The organism is Marinilactibacillus piezotolerans (assembly GCF_900114235.1).
GTDB lineage: Bacteria > Bacillota > Bacilli > Lactobacillales > Carnobacteriaceae_A > Marinilactibacillus > Marinilactibacillus piezotolerans.
This window is the reverse complement of record NZ_FOSJ01000025.1, coordinates 14,319-33,684: the sequence shown is the minus strand read 5'-3', so window position 1 is coordinate 33,684 and position 19,366 is coordinate 14,319. Positions and strand designations below refer to the sequence as shown.

Sequence of the window (19,366 nt, the reverse complement as noted above, 5' to 3'; positions counted from 1 at the left end):
TATGAAGTAAGCACGATTTTCTTTTAAGTGAAGTAGTCGTTTAGCTAAATCAGAGAAACCAAAGGTATTCATTAGTTCTTTAACTAAGACCAAACCGGAATCACTAGATAAGCGTCCACCTGTATGCGAAATGGTAATGTTAGAATTGAATTTAATCTGTTTTTTGTGTAAGCTAGTCATTAGAAGAACTCCTTTTCTTATGGTTGGTTTCGACACCTTTACTATATCAGAATGGAGTTCTTTTTTCATCACTTAACAGGTGAAACAATAAAAGTATCATAGTGCCTGCCATTAGGCAGTGTTTCCACGATTCAAGCAAAAGTATGAATTATCTAGGTAAGTTAGTTCAGAATTTCTTTCACTAAAATTTTGAAGGCAGCCTTATGACTGATAATCGTTTTACTTCCTTCAGGAGTTTCTAACGTTAATGGACCTTCGTAGGCCTCAATATTTTTTAAAGTATACTGTTTGCCTAATTGAACATCTTTATGAAGAAGATATTCCAGAAATTCTTGCTGGTCATCTACTTCTTTGATAATAAGTTGTCTTCCAACTTTAACGTCGACAAGCGGGATATGATCAACTTTCTGCGTTGTTCCATCTTTATTTGGTATGACACCGCCATGTGGATCGAATTTGGGCTCTCCTAAAAATAAATTTAAACGTTCTATCAAAGAATCAGAGGAAACATGTTCAAGTAAATCAGCATCAGCATGTACTTCATTCCAATCATAACCTAATTTTTCAGATAAGAAAACTTCCCATAAGCGATGTTTGCGAATCAATTTATTAGCGATTCGCAAGCCTTCTTCAGTTAGTTTGACTCCTTGGTAGGGAGTATGTGTTAATAAATTCTCTTTCAGCAATCTGCCATTCATTTCAGTTACAGATGCAGCTGAGACAGATAGGGCTTTAACTAAGCTTTTGTTGCTTACGACATTTTGTTCGCCGCCTAGTTCATAGATAGCTTTGATATAGTCTTCTTTATTTGGTGTCATGGATGTTACTCCTTATACAGTCTTTGTTTAATCAATAAGCGCGATACAATTCTAGATAATAAATGATTCAGGTATACTATAAATCGGTCGCAGAAATTATATTTTATATTTTTTATAGTTCTATCGCAAGGAGATAAAACTACTAAGCACGATCATTATAACGCACTAAGGTCAAAACAAACAAATATCTTTTCAAATTTCTGTGCCTTTAAAGAGACGATAAAAGAATCCATCATTATATAGTTTACTTAAATTTATTTTTAGGGTATGCTAAAAATAATTAAAAGTGAATTTTATATTAGAGAGAGTGCAGATAACTATGAAAAAGATATTAGGTTTAATCATTTTCTGTGGAGTATTAATATTACCAGCATGTTCGAATATAAACAGAACAGACTCAGGAGTTTTTGATACTTCTGATAAAGAAGAGCCAATCAATATTGTAGCTACAACCACTATGATCACTGACCTAGTCAATAATATTGGTGGTGACCATGTTCAAGTTACAGGTCTGATGGGACCAGGAGTAGATCCTCATACTTACAAACCTTCAGCTTCAGATGTTTATACGCTTGATGAAGCTGACATGATTGTCTATAACGGTCTTCACCTGGAAGCTCAATTTATCGAGATGTTCGAACAGTTTTCAAAGCGTGGAGTACCATCGACTGTGATTGCTGAAGGTATACCTGAAAATCAGTATTTAAAAGTTGGAGGGGAAGACAGTTCAGAATTTGATCCTCATATTTGGTTTAGCGTGAACAATTGGATTGATGCATCCAGGTATGTGGCAAATCAACTGAAATTACATGATCCAAAGCATGCAGCTGACTATGAAGAAAATGTTCAAACCTATATCGCTCAGCTGGCAAGTTTATCTGAATATATCAAAGATCGAATTGAAGAAGTACCTGAGGAATCTCGCTATCTTGTGACTGCACATGATGCCTTTCAATATTTTGGAAGAGAGTTCAACTTTGAAGTAGTCGGACTGCAAGGGGTCAATACTCAAACAGAAGCTGGTACAGGAGATATCAGCGGACTGGCCGAATTCATTGCTGAACAGAAAATTGGAGCGGTTTTTGTGGAAAGTTCAGTTTCGTCCAGAAATATTGAAGCATTGATAGAAGCGGTCAATAGCCGAGGTCAAAAATTAGAGAATGCTGGAGAGTTATATTCTGATGCTCTAGGCGATAGAGAACAAGATGCAGACACGTATATTAAAATGTATAAAGCAAATATCGATACTATTGTGAATGCGCTGAAATAAAATATAAAGTTAAGCAGGAAGAAAGAAGGTAACCTAAGATGGAAGAACAAAAAGCAATTGATATTCATCAACTTACAGTAGCTTACGATGCAAAACCTGTTTTATGGAATACCTCAGTAGCTTTCAAAAAAGGAAAATTAACCGCTATTGTAGGACCTAATGGAGCAGGTAAATCTACACTTATCAAAACAATATTGGATTTTATTAAACCAGTTACAGGACAGATTGAATATTTTGTAGGCAAACAGTCATCAGAATATAAAGAGATTAAGAATCATATTGCTTATGTACCGCAAAATAGTACAGTAGACTGGGATTTTCCTGCTACGGTACTGGATGTAGTGCTGATGGGACGTTATGGTCATTTGGGATGGTTTAAACGTCCAAGGAAAAAAGACAAAGATATAGCAAAAGAAATGTTAGTTAAAGTGGGTATGCCTTCTTTTTCTAATAGACAGATCAGCCAGTTGTCTGGAGGACAGCGACAACGAGTTTTTCTAGCCCGAGCACTGGCTCAGGAAGCAGAAATTTATATGCTTGACGAACCATTAGCTGGAGTAGACATGAAAACAGAGCATATTATTATGGACTTGTTAAAAGAGTTGACAAAGAAGAATAAAACGGTCATCGTCGTTCATCATGACTTGCAGACAGTCGAAGAGTATTTTGATGAAGTTATTTTTATCAATCAGGAAGTATTAAATAGCGGACCTGTCTCATCAGTATTCACAAAAGCTAATATAGAAGAAACATATCGACAAGATCGTAACCTTGGAGAAGAGGAGGATACGTAATGTGGGATCAGATTACTTTATTGTTTAAGGACTACACTTTTCAAATAGTGGCATTGGGAACAGGTTTTTTAGGCTTGTTAAGTGGAGCGATTGGTACGTATGCAACTTTAAAAAAGGAAAGCTTACTGGGAGATGCTTTGAGTCATTCGGCGCTTCCAGGAATTGGAATTGGTTTTTTAATTATTCAAAGTAAAGAACTGACAGGATTGTTAATTGGTGCAACGATTTCTGGATTAATTGCGACAGCGATCATTCAATTAATGAGTAAAAAGTCTTCCGTAAAATTCGATAGTGCTTTGTCATTAGTTTTATCCAGTTTTTTTGGATTGGGATTAGTCATCATGACCCATATACAAGGCAGTCCGAATGCACAACAAGCAGGACTGGATAGTTTTATTTTCGGCCAAGCAAGTGCAATGCTAGTACGGGATGTTCGTCTGATTGCTATTATCGGAACAATTATATTTTTATTAGTTATAGTTTTCTGGAAGGAATTTAAATTATTCGCCTTTGATTCAGATTTTGGGAGAACTCTTGGTTTTTCTGGTAAATTTATTGAGTTTCTAATGTCTACGATGATTGTACTGACGATTATTTTAGGACTGGAGTCGGTCGGGGTTATTCTGGTCAGTGCATTACTGATTGGACCTTCTGTTGCGGCTCGACAATGGTCTAATAAACTAGGTGTTGTTTTGCCGTTAGCAGGAGCTATAGGTTTTGTTTCGGGGATATCAGGCACAATAATCAGTTCTATAGGAAACAGAATTCCAACTGGACCGTCTATTGTTGTGGTACTCAGCATTTTCGTTATATTTAGTTTGTTTTTTTCGCCAGAAAGAGGAATGATAGTTAAACGGTCAATCCATAAAAAGCAGCAGAAAAATTTTATGAAACAGATTAAATCATTAGAAAAGGAGCATGGAAAATGACTATCATAACTGAAATCACATTGATTGCAGTCGTTGTTTCCATTGCCTGTGCACTTCCCGGGGTATTTCTAGTTTTGCGAGGGACAACAATGGTATCAGACGCGATCACACATACCGTATTACTTGGAATCGTCTTAGCCTTTTTCGTTACTCAAGATCTTAACTCACCATTTCTTATAGTAGGAGCAACCTTGATGGGTGTTTTTACAGTATGGGCAATAGAGACACTGCAACATACAAAGTTATTAGGAGATGATGCAGCGATTGGAGTAGTTTTTCCATTATTTTTCAGTATTGCTATCATTTTAATTACCCGCTATACCGGAGACATTCATTTAGATCAGGATACTGTTTTAATGGGTGAATTGGCATTTGCACCTTTTAGAAGACTGACAGTTTTTGGAATCGATATAGGCGCAAGAGCATTTGTGACTATGATGATTATTTTATTGGTCAATGTAGGATTTGTTACTTTGTTCTATAAAGAGCTGAAAGTTACGACTTTTGATGCTGCTTTTGCAGCAGCTGTAGGGTTTTCTCCAGTTCTTATCTATTATGGACTGATGACATTAGTCTCACTGACAGCTGTAGGGGCCTATGATTCAGTAGGGTCTATTCTTGTAGTGGGTTTCATGGTTGGTCCGGGACTGACGGCCTATCTTTTAACTCATCAGTTGAAGAAAATGATTGGACTAACGGTTTTGTTCGCTGCAGTAAATAGCATTATCGGAGTGCGTCTGGCATTTGCATTTGATAGTTCTATAGCAGGAATGATTGCTGTTGTTACCGGAATAGTCTGCTTATTGGCTTTTACTTTTTCGCCGAGAAAAGGACTGATCCAAAATTCATTGAACAGACGAAAAAGACAGAAAGAGTTTAATGAGAAAATAAAAAAAGTTTATTGACAGAAAAAGGGATCACTGAAGTTGTTAAACCAGTTCAGTGATCCCTTTTTCTAATTAGGGTGATTTATTAGTAGTCTCTCGTTCGATTAATTTGAATTCTAGATGAAATAAGGGATCATCTCTTTTTTCTAATACATTAAGTAATAGTCTGCAAGCATTCTTTCCTTGTTCAACGATGGCATAATCGATTGTTGTAATATTCATCAAATCACTAATTTGAAGATTATCAAACCCTACAATTGCGACATCTTCAGGTATGCTGTATCCCAGTATTTTCAGTCTGGAAACCACTATAGCCGCGATGGTATCAGAATGGGCTACAATTGCCTCCGGTTTAACTCTTTGCTTATGAAACCACTCTACAACATTTTCGGCCTGTTCAGTTCGTATGATATCTAAAAAAGGTTTTGATGCATGTGGCGTCAGATCATGCTCTTGACAAAAATCTTCATAAGCTTTAATTCTTCTTTTTGTATTGAGACCGTTAGTAGAACTGTAAAGGTTGAGGATATTGCTGCGTCCAATACTCCAAAGATAATCTAGAGTCATCTTGTAACCTTGATAATGGTCAATAAAAACAGAAGGAATCGCTTTAGAATCTATACTATGGAGAGTTACGATCGGTCCATAAGTTGCGTATTCTTCTAAGATTTCCCAATCATTTGCTCGATAGACTAAAAAGATGCCGTCAAGCTGTTTAGATTTCAGCATATCAAAAGCTTCCAACTCTCGCTGTTTATTACCATTAGTGGCAAATAGAGTAGAAGTATAGCCAGCATCATGAGCAAGTTCAATGAAAGGGTTTATACGTGCAACAGCTGTTTCATTGAACTGGGTACTGATAATACCGAGATTCTTTGTAGAACCTCTTCTTAGGTATTGAGCATTACGGTTGGGAGTATAGTTTAACTCTTTTACAGCTTGTTCAACTCTAGTACGGGTTTCTTCTCCTACATAGCCATTTGAGTTGATTACCCGGGAAACGGTAGCTGAAGAGACACCTGCAAGTTTGGCAATATCTTGAATCGTAGGCACTCTAACACCTCCTTTATTTTTCTAGTATAACAGATTTCAAAAAGCAGTATAGTAGTATAAAAAAGTGATGCAGAATAAAACATTAGTTTTTAGTATATAGGAGTCAAAAGTAATTTATTAACTGATTCTGAGAACAAACTGGTTTAGCTTTATTCGGAACTGCTTTAGTATATCTGCCATCAGCTCCTAATATCCAGGCTTTTGTATTGTCATACATATATAGTTTTAGAATATTGATTACATATTTTTTCCATTTCTCTTCTATAATCGGAAATGCAAGTTCTACCCGTTTAATCATATTTCTGGTCATCATATCAGCTGAGGAAAGATAAAGTTCTTTATTTCCGTTTTGATAAAAATAATAAACGCGACTGTGTTCCAGGAAACGACCAACAATACTATGCACTTTTATGTTTTCGCTGACTCCTGGTATACCGGGAATTAAGCAGCAAATGCCTCTAATAATCAAATCAACTTTTACACCGGCTTGGCTCGCTTCAAATAGTTTGATAATCATCTTTTTATCAGTCAGAGAATTCATTTTTGCAATGATGTGGCCATTTCCATAATGCTTGTGTAAAGTAATCTCCTTTTCGATATTATCTATAAATGAATCTCTCATCTCAAATGGAGAGACATGTAAATAGTTGTAAATAGGCTGTTTTGAATACCCGCTTAAGTAATTAAAGAAATCTGCAACATCTTGTGTCAGTTTTTCATTAGTTGTAATAATACCCATATCTGTATACAGTCTTGCTGTTTGTTCATTATAATTTCCAGTACCCAAATGAGCATATCTTTTAAAGCCTCTATGATCTTTTTTTACGATTAAGGTAGCCTTGCTGTGAGTTTTCAAGTTTTTAATCCCGTAAAGGATATGTGCACCTGATTCCTCGAGCTCTTTGGCCCAGTGAACATTGTTAGCTTCATCAAATCGTGCCTTCAGTTCAACTAATACAGTAACTTGAATATCTTTTCTAGCAGCTTTTTTCAAGGCTTCGATAAATGGTGATTCGTCACTTACTCTATAGAGAGTCTGTTTAATGGCAATTGTATTAGGATCTTCTACTGCTTGTCTGACTAGATCGATTACAGGTTGAAAGGAATCAAAAGGATGATGCAGAAAAATATCTTGTTTTTCAGAAAGCTCATATACGGTTTGTTTGTTTAAAATGCTAGGATATTCAGGCGTAAATTTTTGAAACGATTCCGTTAGAAGAGTTGGCTTTAACTGTGAAGCGATATCGGATAGAACAGTTAGGTCAAGAGGACCGCTGATTTCATAAACATCACGTTTTAACAAGTCAAGTTCTTCCATTAAATAGGTAACATCCTCTTTAAATGTAGAGGATGCTGTTCTGACATCAACCTCCAGTCGGACAGCTCTTCCATTCTTTCGTTTCAAAAGGTAATCTTCAATGACGGAAAGCAAGTCATCTGCCCCTTCTTCTTTAAGCTCTAAATCAGCATTTCGGGTGATACGGAAAGTAAAGGAGTACTCTACATTATAACCTGTAAATAACTCATTTAGAAATTTGAAGAGAATCTCTTCAGTGAATAAGATGATTTTTTTATCATTTTCTTCAAGAATATGGAATCTTTCTATAAGCAAAGGAACTGGTAATATTGCAATAAAAGGGCTGCCCGACTTTTTCAAACGCACAAACAAATGGATAACCCCATCGTTTAAATGAGGAAAAGGGCGATAAGCATCTACTCCGAAGGGTGTAATTGCTGGCTTAATATGTTTTCGGAAAATAGCTGTAGTTTGATGAAGTTCCGATTCATTCAAATCTTCAATATGTTTGAATAGAATATTTTTTTCTGCTAGTTCTGCTAATTTCTGATTATATAAATCATATTGATAACGTACGATATCTTTATTTCTTTTTGAGATTTCTTCTAATTGTTTTTCTGGACTCCATTGTTTTTTTGTATCTGTTTCATCTACACCGAGTTTTAACTGATCTTGGAGACCGGCTACTCGAACTTTAAAAAATTCATCTGAATTTGAACTGCCGATAGAAAGAAAAGTTAATTTCTCAAGCAGAGGATTTGTTGAATCTTCTGCTTCTGCTAGTACACGCTCGTTAAAGTCTAACCATGATAATTCTCTGTTCTGATAATATTTTGGATTGTGTAAATCAATTGACTGATATTGCATGAAATTCCCTCCGAATAGCTTAGTCGATCAATTCTATTTTGATTCACTTTTAAATATAATATGGACGTTACCGCCGAGAACGCGTTCCAAGTGATTCTTATGTTTATTAGCACGATATTTTTCTGAAACGATATCTCCATTATAAGTTACCGTTAATTCAAATTCGTCTTCTGAATTTTTTATTCTAGTTAATTTGATATTTGTAACCATATTGACATGGGAATCATTTAGTGCTTCTGCAAACTTTATAATACTTCCCAAATGAAGCAGGGTTTCAGTTTCTTCTTCACTGAACCAATTCTCTACAGTCTTAATATACTGATTAAATAGAGAGCGGTTTTTATAGCTTGCCATTAAAGCTAAACGAACTCGGTCTTTATGACTAAACCCTTGAAGATTACTATTAGAAATAATATAAAACGTATGCTGAGATTTTGAGTCATCTTCAACATAGCTTCCGAGATTATAAAGAGATGCAGCATAATGGACAAGAATCAGATTGTCTTCATCTATGGAAATAATATTTTTTTCTTGTAAAAGGTTCAATAAGCGATCTGCAAGCAAAATTCGCTGGTGGGCTCCTATAGCCCTTATATTGTATCGTTTCGACATTCTTTCTATTGTTTGTCGTTTGACTCCGTACAAATCATATGGCGTTTTCTTTGTCCTGTTTATATAATCAATTATCAAGCCTTCTCGTAGTCCGCGAGTACTTAGAGCAAATTCGGAAGAATCCATATAGTGAAATAGCTGAACAAAAACTATACCTGCCGGAATAATGATATCTTTACGATCTTCACTCAATCCATCGAGTTTAGAAAGTTCTTTCATAGAACTTTCTGCTAACAATTGAAAAGTATGCACTAGTTCTGATTCTTTCATAGTATATTCATGGATACCTGCAATTGGATAATTAGTTTGACGCTGGAAAACGTCGGCAATATTACGGGCAGAACCTCCGATACCGATCAGAGGTACTTTAACTCCGGAAAGCCAGTCTAATGCAGAAAGCTGCTCTAGTACCCATTCTCCAGCTTTTTCAATTGCCTTTTTATCATTATGTTCTTTTCCATCAAAAAATTGTGCTTTTAAACTGACAACACCAAACGGGAAACTATGAGAATTCACAACTTGTTTATCTTTAAATAGTGTTAACTCGGTACTCCCACCACCAATATCGATCGTGACACCATCGCTTAATCCCATTGTATGGCGTACTGCATAGTTTCCAAAGAAAGCTTCCTCTTCTTCATTGAGTATTTTCAGATCTAAATCTGTTTTTTCTTTTACAAGTCTTAATATATCTTGCGCATTTTTAGAACGGCGAATAGCAGCAGTTGCGACAGAAATCATTGTTTCAATGTGATAACGACTAGCGATCTCTGTAAAGCTTTCCAGGGCTTCAAGTAAAACGGCAACTCCTTCTTTTTTCATTATTTGATCTTTATCCAGGTACTGTACTAGTCTGGCTGGAGTTTTAATATTCTGTAATTCTGTAATGGTCTGACTGGTATCTATTTCAAATATAACCAGTCTTATGGTATTTGAACCAACGTCAATTAATCCTATTCTCTGATTAGGCATTATGCAGTCTCCTTTTATACAGATTGAATTCTTTACTTTTATATCATACTTGAAAGAAAGGGGAAATGTCGAAAACAATGGACAAATATTACAAAAACATTACATTAGAATCTATATAGATAAAATTCAGTCATATCATGACAAAATCAGAGCTCCTTAGATAAAAATGAATTCTAACTAAAAATGTTTTGTAATAAATTGTAAGAAACTAGAAATGTACAGCCCAGATATTATATGTATAATAGCAAAGCAATACACATTCATAACATATTTATATTGAAATCTATTAAGGAAAGGGTTGTTCTTAAAAGCCATGAAGAAATGGATAACAGGATTTGCTGTACTCATACTAGGAGTCGTTAACATATTTAGTGCTCAAGTTGCTTCAGCTGATTCATTGGATGACATTCGTCAGCAGCAAGAACAAAAACAAGAAGCGATCGATTCACTGCAAGCTAAGGTCGCTAATGCACTGGAAGAAACGAGTGCAATGAATGAAAAAATTGAAGCTCTAAATTCAGAAATTTCTGATACAGAAGTAAACATCGAAAATAAAGAAGTAGAGATCACAGAACAAGAACAAATTGTAGAAGCTAGATTGGAACAAGCTAGTCAGAGATTACAAGCGCTACAAACGAATGGAATGGATAATGATATTATTATGGCCATTTTTGAAGCTGAAGATTTCTCCGAGCTATTCAGTCGTACATTAGCAGTGCTGCAATTAACTGATGCAGGGAATCAGTTAATCGAAGAAGCACAAGTAGAAGCTGATAAATTAGCAGAATTAAAAGAAGAACTGGTTACTGAAAAAGAAAGTTTGAAATCAGATCTTGCATTAGTTTCAGAAGAAAAAGCTGATTATGATGAAAAAGTTTCTTCTTTACAGGCTTTAATAAAAGAAAATCAAGCTGAATTAACTCAGCTGGAAACAAGAGAAGCAGACGAAACAGCTCGTATTGAAGAAGCTCGTAAAGCGGCACGTGCAGAAGCAATCAAAGCAGCTGAAGAACAACGTGCAGCAAACGAAGCAGTTGTCTCAACTTCTTCTAGCTCTGATAATTCTTCCACTGTAGAAGCGGCAGAAACAAGTAATGAAACTAAGCAGTCAGGAAAAACTGAAACAGCTGAACAAACTTCCAAGCCAGCCCAAAGTAATTCAAATGCAAGCGGACGTACAGTTCAAGTAAGTGCAACAGGGTATTCCACTCAACAAGCAAACTTAAGTACACAGACTGCGACTGGAATTGATTTACGAGTTAATCCGAGAGTTATTGCAGTAGATCCTTCAGTTATTCCATTAGGATCAACAGTTGAAATTCCTGGAAAAGGTATTTATATTGCTGGAGACACAGGTGGAGCAATAAAAGGAAATAAAATTGATATTCACTTCTCTACAGTGTCGGAAGCATATGCATGGGGAAGAAAAACAATAACAGTTAAAATTCTTAATTAATCAGTGTTAAATGAATCATATGGAGCGATTGCAAATACAAGCGATCGCTTCTTTTTTTTGTTAGATGATGAGGAAAAAGATAGAAAATTAAGTCAGTCTATAAACAGATGCTAACTTTCTATACCTGACAAATGTTCCCGTTTTTGGTAGAATATTCCTATTGATTTAAATAAATAATGATAAATTTAAAAAATACAGAGAAAAACAAACAGAATTGAGGGAAAAATGTCTAATAATGATATGGAATTTTTTACCGGAAAAGATGAAGACGCATTTTTGTCAGCTTGGCAAAAACAGTATGGTGACTTATCAGAAGAAGAAATCGATGAGTTATACACAAAAATTGCAGAAGAAATTGATCGTGAAGTAAAAGCTGGAGAACATGAGCTTGGAGATGTGTTTGAATACATTGGAATCAAAGTGGGCAAATCTGATTATAATCAGTTTCACCAAGTATATTTGTTTGAAGAAGAAAAATAAACAATCGTAATGTAAAAAGGGGGGTATTTCTTTGTCTATAGAATTGATTGATAATAAACTGAGTTTGCTTCCTGATCTGCCAGGTTGTTATATCATGAAAGATAAAAATGATCGTATAATTTATATTGGAAAAGCAAAGAATCTTAAAAATCGTGTACGATCTTATTTTAGAGGATCACACGACGGGAAAACTGCCCGTCTTGTTCAGGATATAAGAAATTTTGAAACCATAGTCACCGGATCAGATAAAGAAGCCCTTTTATTAGAAGTAACTCTGATTCAGAAACATCAGCCGAAATATAACATTCGTTTGAAGAGAGGAACTAGTTACCCTTATCTAAAAATAACTAATGAAAAAGATCCTAAATTAGTTATTACATCTGAAGTTGTAAAAGATGGTGCTCAATATTTTGGGCCATATCCAGATGTATACGCTGCATCAGAAACACAGCAGCTGATCCAGAAAATTTATCCTCTTAGAAAGTGTAACGGTTATCAGAAAAGAGCATGTTTATATTATCATATCGGTCAATGTATTGGGCCGTGTGATCACGAGGTACCGAAAGAAGAATATGATAAGCAGATTCGTAAAATTCGAAGCTTTTTAAATGGAAATGTTCATGATATCAAGCGAGATCTTAAACGAAAAATGGATGATGCTGCTAAAGAAATGAACTATGAAAGTGCTGCAGAATTTCGCGATCAGATTGCTTATATCGAAAAAACTGTAGAAAAACAGTCGATTATCTCAAATAGTTTTATGCCTCGGGATTTTTTCAATTATTATATGGATAAAGGATGGATTTCGATTCAAGTTTTCTTCGTCCGTCAAGCGACTCTTATTAAAAGAGAAGCGACAATGTTTCCATGTTATGATCCGCCAGAAGAAGAACTGATGAGTTTTATCCTCCAGTATTATAATAATAAAAATAATATTCTTCCTAGTGAAATCTATGTGCCTGATACAGTTGACAAAGAAGTTCTGGCAGAAGCAGTTGAAGCCAAAGTAGTCAATCCTAAGAAAGGCAGAAAAAAAGAATTACTAGATTTAACAGGAAGAAATAGTGAACTCGCTTTAAAAGAAAAATTCCGATTAATTGAAATGAACCAGCGTAAAACCACCGGAGCTATAGAAGAGCTTTCTGAGGCAATGGGCTTACCTTACATCGAAAGGATAGAATCCTTTGACCATTCGAATATTCAAGGAACCAATCCTGTTTCTGCAATGATTTCTTTCAAAGATGGCAAACCGGACAAGAATAATTATCGTAAATATAAGATTAAAACAGTTATTGGAAGCAATGAAGCGGCTACTACCCAAGAAGTAATTAGAAGACGATATAGTCGTCTTTTAAAAGAAGGAAAGCCATTACCTGATCTCATCTTGATGGATGGAGGGAAAGTTCAAGTAAATGCTGCTGTAGATGTTCTGGTTAATGAACTTTCTTTAGATATTCCCGTTGCAGGAATGGTAAAAGATAAAAAACATCGTACGGCTAGTTTAATATTTGGAGAAAGTCTTGAAATAGTTGTGTTGGACCCTCGTAGTCAAGCATTTCATCTTGTACAGCGAATACAGGAAGAAGTTCATAGATTCGCTATCACATTTCACCGTAATGTACGCAGCAAAAATAGTTTTACCTCTAAGTTGGATGAAGTGGAAGGTGTAGGACCGAAAACCAAAACAAAAGTATTAAGACATTTCAAATCAATGAAACGTTTGAAAGATGCTGATATAGAAGAAATTAAAAAATTAGGAATTTCTGAAAAAGTAGCAGTACGGATAAAAGAGACACTTGCTGAATATCAATCAAGTTAATCTAGGTAGAGAGTAGGAAGTACAGTGATTCGCGACGCAGAAGCAAAAGATGTAGAAGATATCGTAGAATTATTCAAAATCATTTTAGAGGACCTAGACTTATCTATTTTACAAAGCACCTCTTGGAACCAGCTAAAGTCAGCTTTAATGGAAGCAGCAGTCAATATTGAATACCGCTATTCTTATAAGAATGCGATCGTTAAAGAAATAGATAAAAAAATTGTTGGTTTTAGTTATGGATATCGTGGAGAAATAAATAAAAGAGCAGATGAAGTTCTTTTAGAAGTATTGACTAAACATAATTTACCACATTTTGTGATTTTTAATGAGGATGAAACAGAAGCTGGAGAATGGTATTTAGATTCTTTAGCAGTAAATGAATCATTTAGAGGAAGAGGAATTGGGAAAGAATTACTACATGCAGTTTATAAGAAAGCAAAGTCTTTGGGGATAAATAAAGTTGGATTAAATGTAAATCAGTCAAACCATAAAGCCCTCAGACTATATGAAAACGAAGGATTTCATGAAACAAGAGAAGTTGAATTATCGGGTCACCTTTATACGCATATGCAAAAGTTAGTTTAAAAAAGATCACCTAGGGAATAATCCTTAGGTGATCTTTTTTAATTATAAGCTTTTACTCAGACTATTGACCACACGTAAATTATCAACCATCATACCTGAACGGCCTTTTAGTTGTAGTGTATTCATCTTTTCCTGATAATCTATAAAAGGGTCATCATCTAAATGTTCTGCTTTTGCTGGATCGATATAAACGGTACCTAAAGGAGATTCTAATGCATTTAATGATTCACTGATCTTATTTGAAATCCTTAGTTCGAATACTCCTTTAATACTACAAGCGTAAGATCCTTGAAAATTTTCATTATAGTAAAGTTCAATTTTACCAGAATGATTTTCCAGGATGTTAGTGATTCTCTTTTGCGCGCGAGGCGTCATTCCAAGTTCCATATAAACACGTCCTTATTTGTGAAGTTAGCTTATTCTCTCATAAATAGGTGAAATGAGCAAAGTGGTTGATCATTTCGAAGATTTAGAAAAAATAAAAGGATGCATAAAACTTAAGCTGTATTTTTCTTTTTTATATTGCTGCCAGATACTGTCTTTTTCTGAAGAGTAGTGGTCAATAATGACTGCTAATACACAACAAACTGGAGCATATTCTTCTTTTTCAATTTCAAGTGCATAGAAATCTCCCTGAAAAGAGTAGTGTTTTTCTACACGCATAATAACTTCGGCGTGATGTCTGACAACATACTGCTGTTCAACAAAGTTCCCTGAAATAAACCAGTTTAAATCGCTGAAAAGGTAATAGGGCTGTTTTAATCCTTGGAATCCAGGAATTTTTTTAACTGTACCTAATTTTTGATTATCCACATAAAAGTCAAACTTAGGGAAAATAGATAATACAGTTTGTTTGGCTTCTACTAAGCGATCACCATTCATTGCATACAATGAAAGAGCATCACGAGCCCTTCCCCATTTTCCTACAATCAGATACGTATCTTTCCCAGAAGGTGTTTTAACGATCATACGATTCTGCATAGACATATACGCATTGTTTATATATAGACGAACCATTACTTTCACCTCTTAGTTCGTAAAGTCAAACTTGTTTAATCGGTTTTCTATATTATAACACCCAAAATAAAAATGTCGAACTGCATAAAAAAGAGTATGTTACTAAAAAAGCATAGACAACATATTAAAAAGCCGAAACAAGATGTGTTTCGGCTGAGATACTATTGTTTTTTTTGCGACAGTACAGCGGTCAGTTGATTGACTGCTTGTACAACCGCATTCAACTTTGCTTCCATGCGGTAAAGTAGAAAGAGCGAGATAAATATTGGAAAACCCACATTCTCGATCATTTCAATTACAGCACCAAAGACAGCGGCGCTTTGTTCCATTACACCTATCCTTTCCATTACCCCTTACTAATAATGACGATTGAAAAGAAAAAAATGTAACCCGGTTAGAAAAAAACGAATACATCTGATTAATCGATGTACTCGTTTTGAGGTCTATAGATTGTTGAAAAATCAGATTCCTTTATTTTGCTCTAGACGATAACCACTATGGAAAACAGAGCCGATAAACTGATTATATTCAAAACCATTTTTGATTGCTGCGGTTACAAAGTCTTTTGCTTTGAGCACTGCTTCTTTAGGCTCTAATCCTTGAGCTAAACCAGAAGTGATCGCAGCAGCAAATGTACAACCGGCACCATGATTGGTTGCACTCTCAATTTTGTCTACTTCTAGAACAGTAAAGTCTGAACCATCATAAAACAAATCAATAGCTTTATCGCCTTCCAGTGCTTTTCCACCTTTTACGACTACATACTGAGCCCCTTTTTGGTGAATTAATTTAGCAGCCTCTTTCATATCATCAAGTGTTTTTAATGTTCCCAAACCAGATAACTGGCCGGCTTCAAACAAATTGGGAGTAGTGATCGTTGCAAGAGGAACAAGTAAATCTCTCAACGCTTCAGCGTTTTCCGGATTCAATACTTCTGTTTCACCTTTGCAGACCATTACTGGATCCACTACTAAATTTGTTAGTTTTTTATCTTTGATTGTTTCAGCGATAACTTCAATCACCGGAACATTAGGAAGCATACCTGTTTTTAAAGCATCGATTTTTGGTCCTGCAGTTGCAGTAACAAGCTGGTCTTTTACAATTTGTGCATCGATAGGAGTCACACCGTGGCTCCAGTTGTTATTAGGATCCATAGTAGCGATAACTGTTAAAGCAGCAATTCCATAAGTTCCAAATTCTGCGAAAGTTTTTAGATCGGCTCCAATGCCAGCACCACCGCTGGCATCATTGCCTGCAATCGTTAAAGTGATTTTTGGTTGAGTCACAATTCATTCCTCCAATTAAATAATAGGGTTTACTCTTTATTCATTTAATTTTATCACAAGTAAAAAAAAAAGAAACTATATGAAAAAGAAACATAATTATTTCCAGTAAAAAACGAATAGAAAATAAAAAGAACAACAAATACTTTATATGTATTTGTTGTTCTTTTTATTAGTCTTTGTAGATTTTTCCGTTTAGTACTCTGGAAATAGCCTCGGCCACACCATTTTTAGAGTTGCTTGAAGTTGAATAGCTTGCTGCTTCTTTTGCTTCGGGAACAGCGTTGGCTACAGCAGTCCCATATTTAGCCCATTTCAGCATTGATAGATCATTGATATTGTCTCCAATCGTCATAACTTCTTCTGCTTTGATCCCTAGTTTTTTTGCATATTGAGCAATAGCTATACCTTTTTGAGCAGATTCATGATTAATTTCGATATTCTTTTTGCTTGAAGCTGTAATAGCTAATTTAGGAACTTCGTTTGTTAATTGTTCTTTTAGAGGTTTCAGTACTGCGGGGCCTTCTTCTGAGTGAGCAGATACTTTTAATATGACGATGTGATCATTTTCGACAACAGAATCAAGGCTATCTACAAATTTAACGTTCATTTCTTCAACATGTGTAGTCGCGTTCTCCATAGCTGCTTCAAAAGTCAAATCTGGGTTTAAGTCTGCTAACATAGAGGCAACTGTCTGCAGGCGTTTTTCACGATTGTTGGAATAGATTCCATCAGAGGTCATCAATTCTTCGTGGACATCAGAATATTGAGAGATAATTGATCTGATTTTTTTCACGACATTTTTTTCTAATCCCTTATTATATAGATTTTTACCATCTTTATCGAAAAGTTGTGCCCCGTTAAGAGTGATGATTGGGCACTCAACGTTGTGGTCTTGCAAAGGATGGATAGCTAGCGGATAATCTCTCCCGGTAGCAATTAAAAAATGAATTCCATTTGCTTGAGCTCGTTTGATAGCTTGAGCATTTGATAGTGAAACATCGATATGGTTATTTAGTAAGGTGCCGTCCATATCTGAAGCGATTAGTTTGATCATAGTATAATTCCTCCAATATTAGATTCACTTATAAGTCTAACAGATTGGTGTAAAAAATAAACTGTTTTACAGTGTATACTTAGAAAAGATAGAGACAATTTTGTTACAATCAATACAAGAAGATCAAATTAGATTGAGAAAAAGTATAAAGGGAGTGTTTTGTCATGCCGATACCAGTGGAAAATGACTGGAAACCAATTCTGAAAAAAATAGAAGAAACTGAATCCTATAAGCAGCTTAGAGAATTTTTGGTAGAAGAATATAACACGGAAACGATTTATCCCAAAAAAGAAAATATCTGGCAAGCGTTTGAATGGACGCCTTATAATGAAGTTAAAGCAGTGATTTTAGGACAAGATCCTTATCATGGTGCTAATCAAGCTCATGGACTAGCCTTTTCGGTTAGACCAGAAGTTAAATTGCCACCTTCTTTAAAAAATATTTATAAAGAATTACAAGATGATTTAGGCGTAGCACCAGTCAAGCATGGCTATTTAAAAAGCTGGGCTCAACAAGGTGTTTTAATGCTCAACACGATTTTGACTGTACGAGCTGGAGAAGCACATTCGCATAAAAATAAAGGATGGGAGTTACTCACAGACGAAGTTATTAGAGCATTAAATGAAAGAGAAAAACCAGTTGTATTTATTCTATGGGGAACACCAGCACAAAAAAAACGAGGAATGATTGATGAAACTAAGCATAAAGTCATTACATCGGTTCATCCCAGTCCATTGGCAGCTTATAGAGGATTTTTCGGGTCTAAACCCTTTTCAAAAACGAATGAATTTCTGAGACAAAGTAATCAAGAACCAATCGACTGGAAACTGCCGGTAGATCCAATGAAAGAATAGGACTTTTTCTGTGAAAATTCACTAATAAGTGTTATGATATATTAGTGAAAACAAATCATTGGAGGGAATTAAGCAGTGGAATTATTTGAAAGTTTAAAACAGAAGATTCATGGAAAAGAGTTGAGAATCGTTTTTCCGGAAGCAACTGATGAACGCATTTTAGGAGCAGCAGTCCGTTTGCAGTCGGAAAAGATTTTAAACCCTATTCTTTTAGGAAATAAAGATGAAGTGACGAAAGCAGCAAAAGATCACGGATTCGATTTAGGTACTATTGAGATTGTTGACCCTGCAACTTATGATAAGTATGATGAAATGGTGACGGCTTTTGTTGAACGCCGTAAAGGTAAAGCAACCCAAGAACAAGCCCAAGAACAATTGAGAGATGTTAATTATTTTGGAACAATGCTAGTCTATATGGATCTTGCAGATGGTCTAGTATCAGGAGCAATTCATTCAACAGGAGAAACTGTGCGTCCAGCACTGCAAATTATCAAAACTCGTCCAGGGGTTAGCCGTACTTCAGGAGCATTTATCATGTTACGTGGTAGAGAACAAGAGAAATACTTGTTTGCTGACTGTGCAATTAATCCGAATCCAGATGAAAAAGTTCTTGCAGAGATTGCAGTTGAAAGTGCTCGTACAGCGAAGATGTTTGACATTGATCCTAAAGTAGCAATGTTAAGCTTTTCTTCAAAGGGATCAGCTAAAGCACCAGAAGTTGAAAAGGTTCAAAAAGCAACTAAACTTGCGCAAGAAATGGCTCCTGAATTTGAGATTGATGGAGAATTACAATTTGATTCTGCCTTCGTTCCAGCAGTAGCACAACAAAAAGCACCTGGTTCAAATGTTGCCGGAGAAGCAACAGTATTCGTATTCCCAGAGCTGCAATCTGGAAATATCGGTTATAAAATGGCACAGCGTTTAGGTGGATTTGAGGCAGTTGGACCAATCTTACAAGGATTGAACAAACCAGTGTCTGATTTATCACGTGGATGTGTAGAAGAAGATGTATATAAGACGGCAATTATTACAGCCAACCAGTCAATTATGGGTTAAGATAATTATAACTAAATAAATAACTTCCGGTTCGCCCGTTTTACCTTGATCAGGTAATATGGGCGAACTTTTTTTGTTTG

At 35.5% G+C, this 19,366-nt stretch carries 20 protein-coding genes; 10 read left to right on the top strand and 10 right to left on the bottom strand.

All coding sequences use genetic code 11. The annotated features are described in order from the left end of the window. The coding region (locus tag BM212_RS07395) for a transposase (RefSeq protein ID WP_177206378.1) at positions 1-180 on the bottom strand (180 nt) is incomplete at its 3' end. Positions 181-341: 161 nt separating this feature from the next. Beyond that, positions 342-998 (bottom strand): metal-dependent transcriptional regulator, encoded by a 657-nt coding sequence (locus BM212_RS07390; protein ID WP_091897748.1) that lies wholly within the window; start codon positions 996-998, stop codon positions 342-344. A 319-nt stretch (positions 999-1,317) separates the two neighbouring features. Between BM212_RS07390 and BM212_RS07385 the strand changes: the two genes are divergently transcribed. From BM212_RS07385 to BM212_RS07370, 4 genes are read left to right on the top strand one after another with little or no spacing between them, the layout of a single operon-like run. Beyond that, positions 1,318-2,268: a metal ABC transporter solute-binding protein, Zn/Mn family gene (locus tag BM212_RS07385; RefSeq protein ID WP_072693334.1), complete on the top strand. Its 951-nt coding sequence runs from the start codon at positions 1,318-1,320 to the stop codon at positions 2,266-2,268. Between the two features lie 38 nt (positions 2,269-2,306). Then, on the top strand, positions 2,307-3,062 hold the full coding sequence (locus tag BM212_RS07380; RefSeq protein WP_072693333.1) for a metal ABC transporter ATP-binding protein: 756 nt from the start codon (positions 2,307-2,309) through the stop codon (positions 3,060-3,062). Then, positions 3,062-3,991 (top strand): metal ABC transporter permease, encoded by a 930-nt coding sequence (locus BM212_RS07375; protein ID WP_072693332.1) that lies wholly within the window; start codon positions 3,062-3,064, stop codon positions 3,989-3,991. The genes BM212_RS07380 and BM212_RS07375 overlap by 1 nt, the downstream gene beginning before the upstream one ends. Further along, complete coding sequence (locus BM212_RS07370; RefSeq protein ID WP_091897745.1) at positions 3,988-4,896, top strand: metal ABC transporter permease; 909 nt, start codon at positions 3,988-3,990, stop codon at positions 4,894-4,896. The genes BM212_RS07375 and BM212_RS07370 overlap by 4 nt, the downstream gene beginning before the upstream one ends. 54 nt (positions 4,897-4,950) lie before the next feature. Here BM212_RS07370 and BM212_RS07365 read toward each other — a convergent pair whose 3' ends face one another. The 3 genes from BM212_RS07365 to BM212_RS07355 all read right to left on the bottom strand — a co-directional run bounded on the left by BM212_RS07365 (position 4,951) and on the right by BM212_RS07355 (position 9,679). Further along, on the bottom strand, positions 4,951-5,931 hold the full coding sequence (locus BM212_RS07365) for a LacI family DNA-binding transcriptional regulator (RefSeq protein ID WP_091897742.1): 981 nt from the start codon (positions 5,929-5,931) through the stop codon (positions 4,951-4,953). 103 nt (positions 5,932-6,034) lie between these two features. Then, a complete protein-coding gene (locus tag BM212_RS07360) occupies positions 6,035-8,095 on the bottom strand; it encodes an RNA degradosome polyphosphate kinase (RefSeq protein ID WP_091897738.1) in 2,061 nt (686 codons plus the stop codon). 33 nt (positions 8,096-8,128) lie between these two features. Then, the gene (locus tag BM212_RS07355) at positions 8,129-9,679 is read right to left on the bottom strand and encodes a Ppx/GppA family phosphatase (protein ID WP_091897735.1); all 1,551 of its coding nucleotides are present in this window, start codon (positions 9,677-9,679) and stop codon (positions 8,129-8,131) included. Positions 9,680-9,992: 313 nt separating this feature from the next. Between BM212_RS07355 and BM212_RS07350 the strand changes: the two genes are divergently transcribed. From BM212_RS07350 to BM212_RS07335, 4 genes are all read left to right on the top strand, one after another. Next, on the top strand, positions 9,993-11,135 hold the full coding sequence (locus tag BM212_RS07350) for a 3D domain-containing protein (RefSeq protein WP_143744923.1): 1,143 nt from the start codon (positions 9,993-9,995) through the stop codon (positions 11,133-11,135). A gap of 225 nt (positions 11,136-11,360) precedes the next feature. Continuing rightward, positions 11,361-11,615, top strand: a complete 255-nt coding sequence (locus BM212_RS07345; protein WP_072693327.1) for a hypothetical protein — start codon at positions 11,361-11,363, stop codon at positions 11,613-11,615. Positions 11,616-11,646: 31 nt separating this feature from the next. Continuing rightward, entirely contained in the window at positions 11,647-13,434 is a 1,788-nt protein-coding gene (uvrC, locus tag BM212_RS07340) for an excinuclease ABC subunit UvrC (RefSeq protein ID WP_091897729.1), read from the top strand. A gap of 24 nt (positions 13,435-13,458) precedes the next feature. Next, positions 13,459-14,019 carry a GNAT family N-acetyltransferase gene (locus BM212_RS07335; protein WP_091897727.1) on the top strand — a complete coding sequence of 187 codons (561 nt, stop codon included), beginning with the start codon at positions 13,459-13,461 and terminating at the stop codon, positions 14,017-14,019. Positions 14,020-14,061: 42 nt separating this feature from the next. On the opposite strand, the gene BM212_RS07330 is transcribed toward BM212_RS07335, so the two are convergent. The 5 genes from BM212_RS07330 to BM212_RS07310 all read right to left on the bottom strand — a co-directional run bounded on the left by BM212_RS07330 (position 14,062) and on the right by BM212_RS07310 (position 17,376). Beyond that, positions 14,062-14,406: an iron-sulfur cluster biosynthesis family protein gene (locus BM212_RS07330; protein ID WP_072693324.1), complete on the bottom strand. Its 345-nt coding sequence runs from the start codon at positions 14,404-14,406 to the stop codon at positions 14,062-14,064. 69 nt (positions 14,407-14,475) lie between these two features. Next, positions 14,476-15,036 carry an LURP-one-related/scramblase family protein gene (locus tag BM212_RS07325; RefSeq protein WP_091897724.1) on the bottom strand — a complete coding sequence of 187 codons (561 nt, stop codon included), beginning with the start codon at positions 15,034-15,036 and terminating at the stop codon, positions 14,476-14,478. 161 nt (positions 15,037-15,197) lie between these two features. Beyond that, positions 15,198-15,365 (bottom strand): YvrJ family protein, encoded by a 168-nt coding sequence (locus BM212_RS07320; protein ID WP_143744922.1) that lies wholly within the window; start codon positions 15,363-15,365, stop codon positions 15,198-15,200. 132 nt (positions 15,366-15,497) lie between these two features. Further along, the gene (gene thiD / locus BM212_RS07315; protein ID WP_091897721.1) at positions 15,498-16,325 is read right to left on the bottom strand and encodes a bifunctional hydroxymethylpyrimidine kinase/phosphomethylpyrimidine kinase; all 828 of its coding nucleotides are present in this window, start codon (positions 16,323-16,325) and stop codon (positions 15,498-15,500) included. A gap of 166 nt (positions 16,326-16,491) precedes the next feature. Then, positions 16,492-17,376: a Cof-type HAD-IIB family hydrolase gene (locus BM212_RS07310; protein WP_091897718.1), complete on the bottom strand. Its 885-nt coding sequence runs from the start codon at positions 17,374-17,376 to the stop codon at positions 16,492-16,494. A 164-nt stretch (positions 17,377-17,540) separates the two neighbouring features. Between BM212_RS07310 and BM212_RS07305 the strand changes: the two genes are divergently transcribed. Together BM212_RS07305 and pta are read left to right on the top strand one after the other, a co-directional pair. After that, entirely contained in the window at positions 17,541-18,230 is a 690-nt protein-coding gene (locus tag BM212_RS07305) for a uracil-DNA glycosylase (RefSeq protein WP_091897715.1), read from the top strand. Positions 18,231-18,305: 75 nt separating this feature from the next. Continuing rightward, positions 18,306-19,286, top strand: coding sequence for a phosphate acetyltransferase (gene pta / locus BM212_RS07300; protein WP_091897712.1), 981 nt, complete (start codon positions 18,306-18,308; stop codon positions 19,284-19,286). Positions 19,287-19,366: the final 80 nt, after the last annotated feature.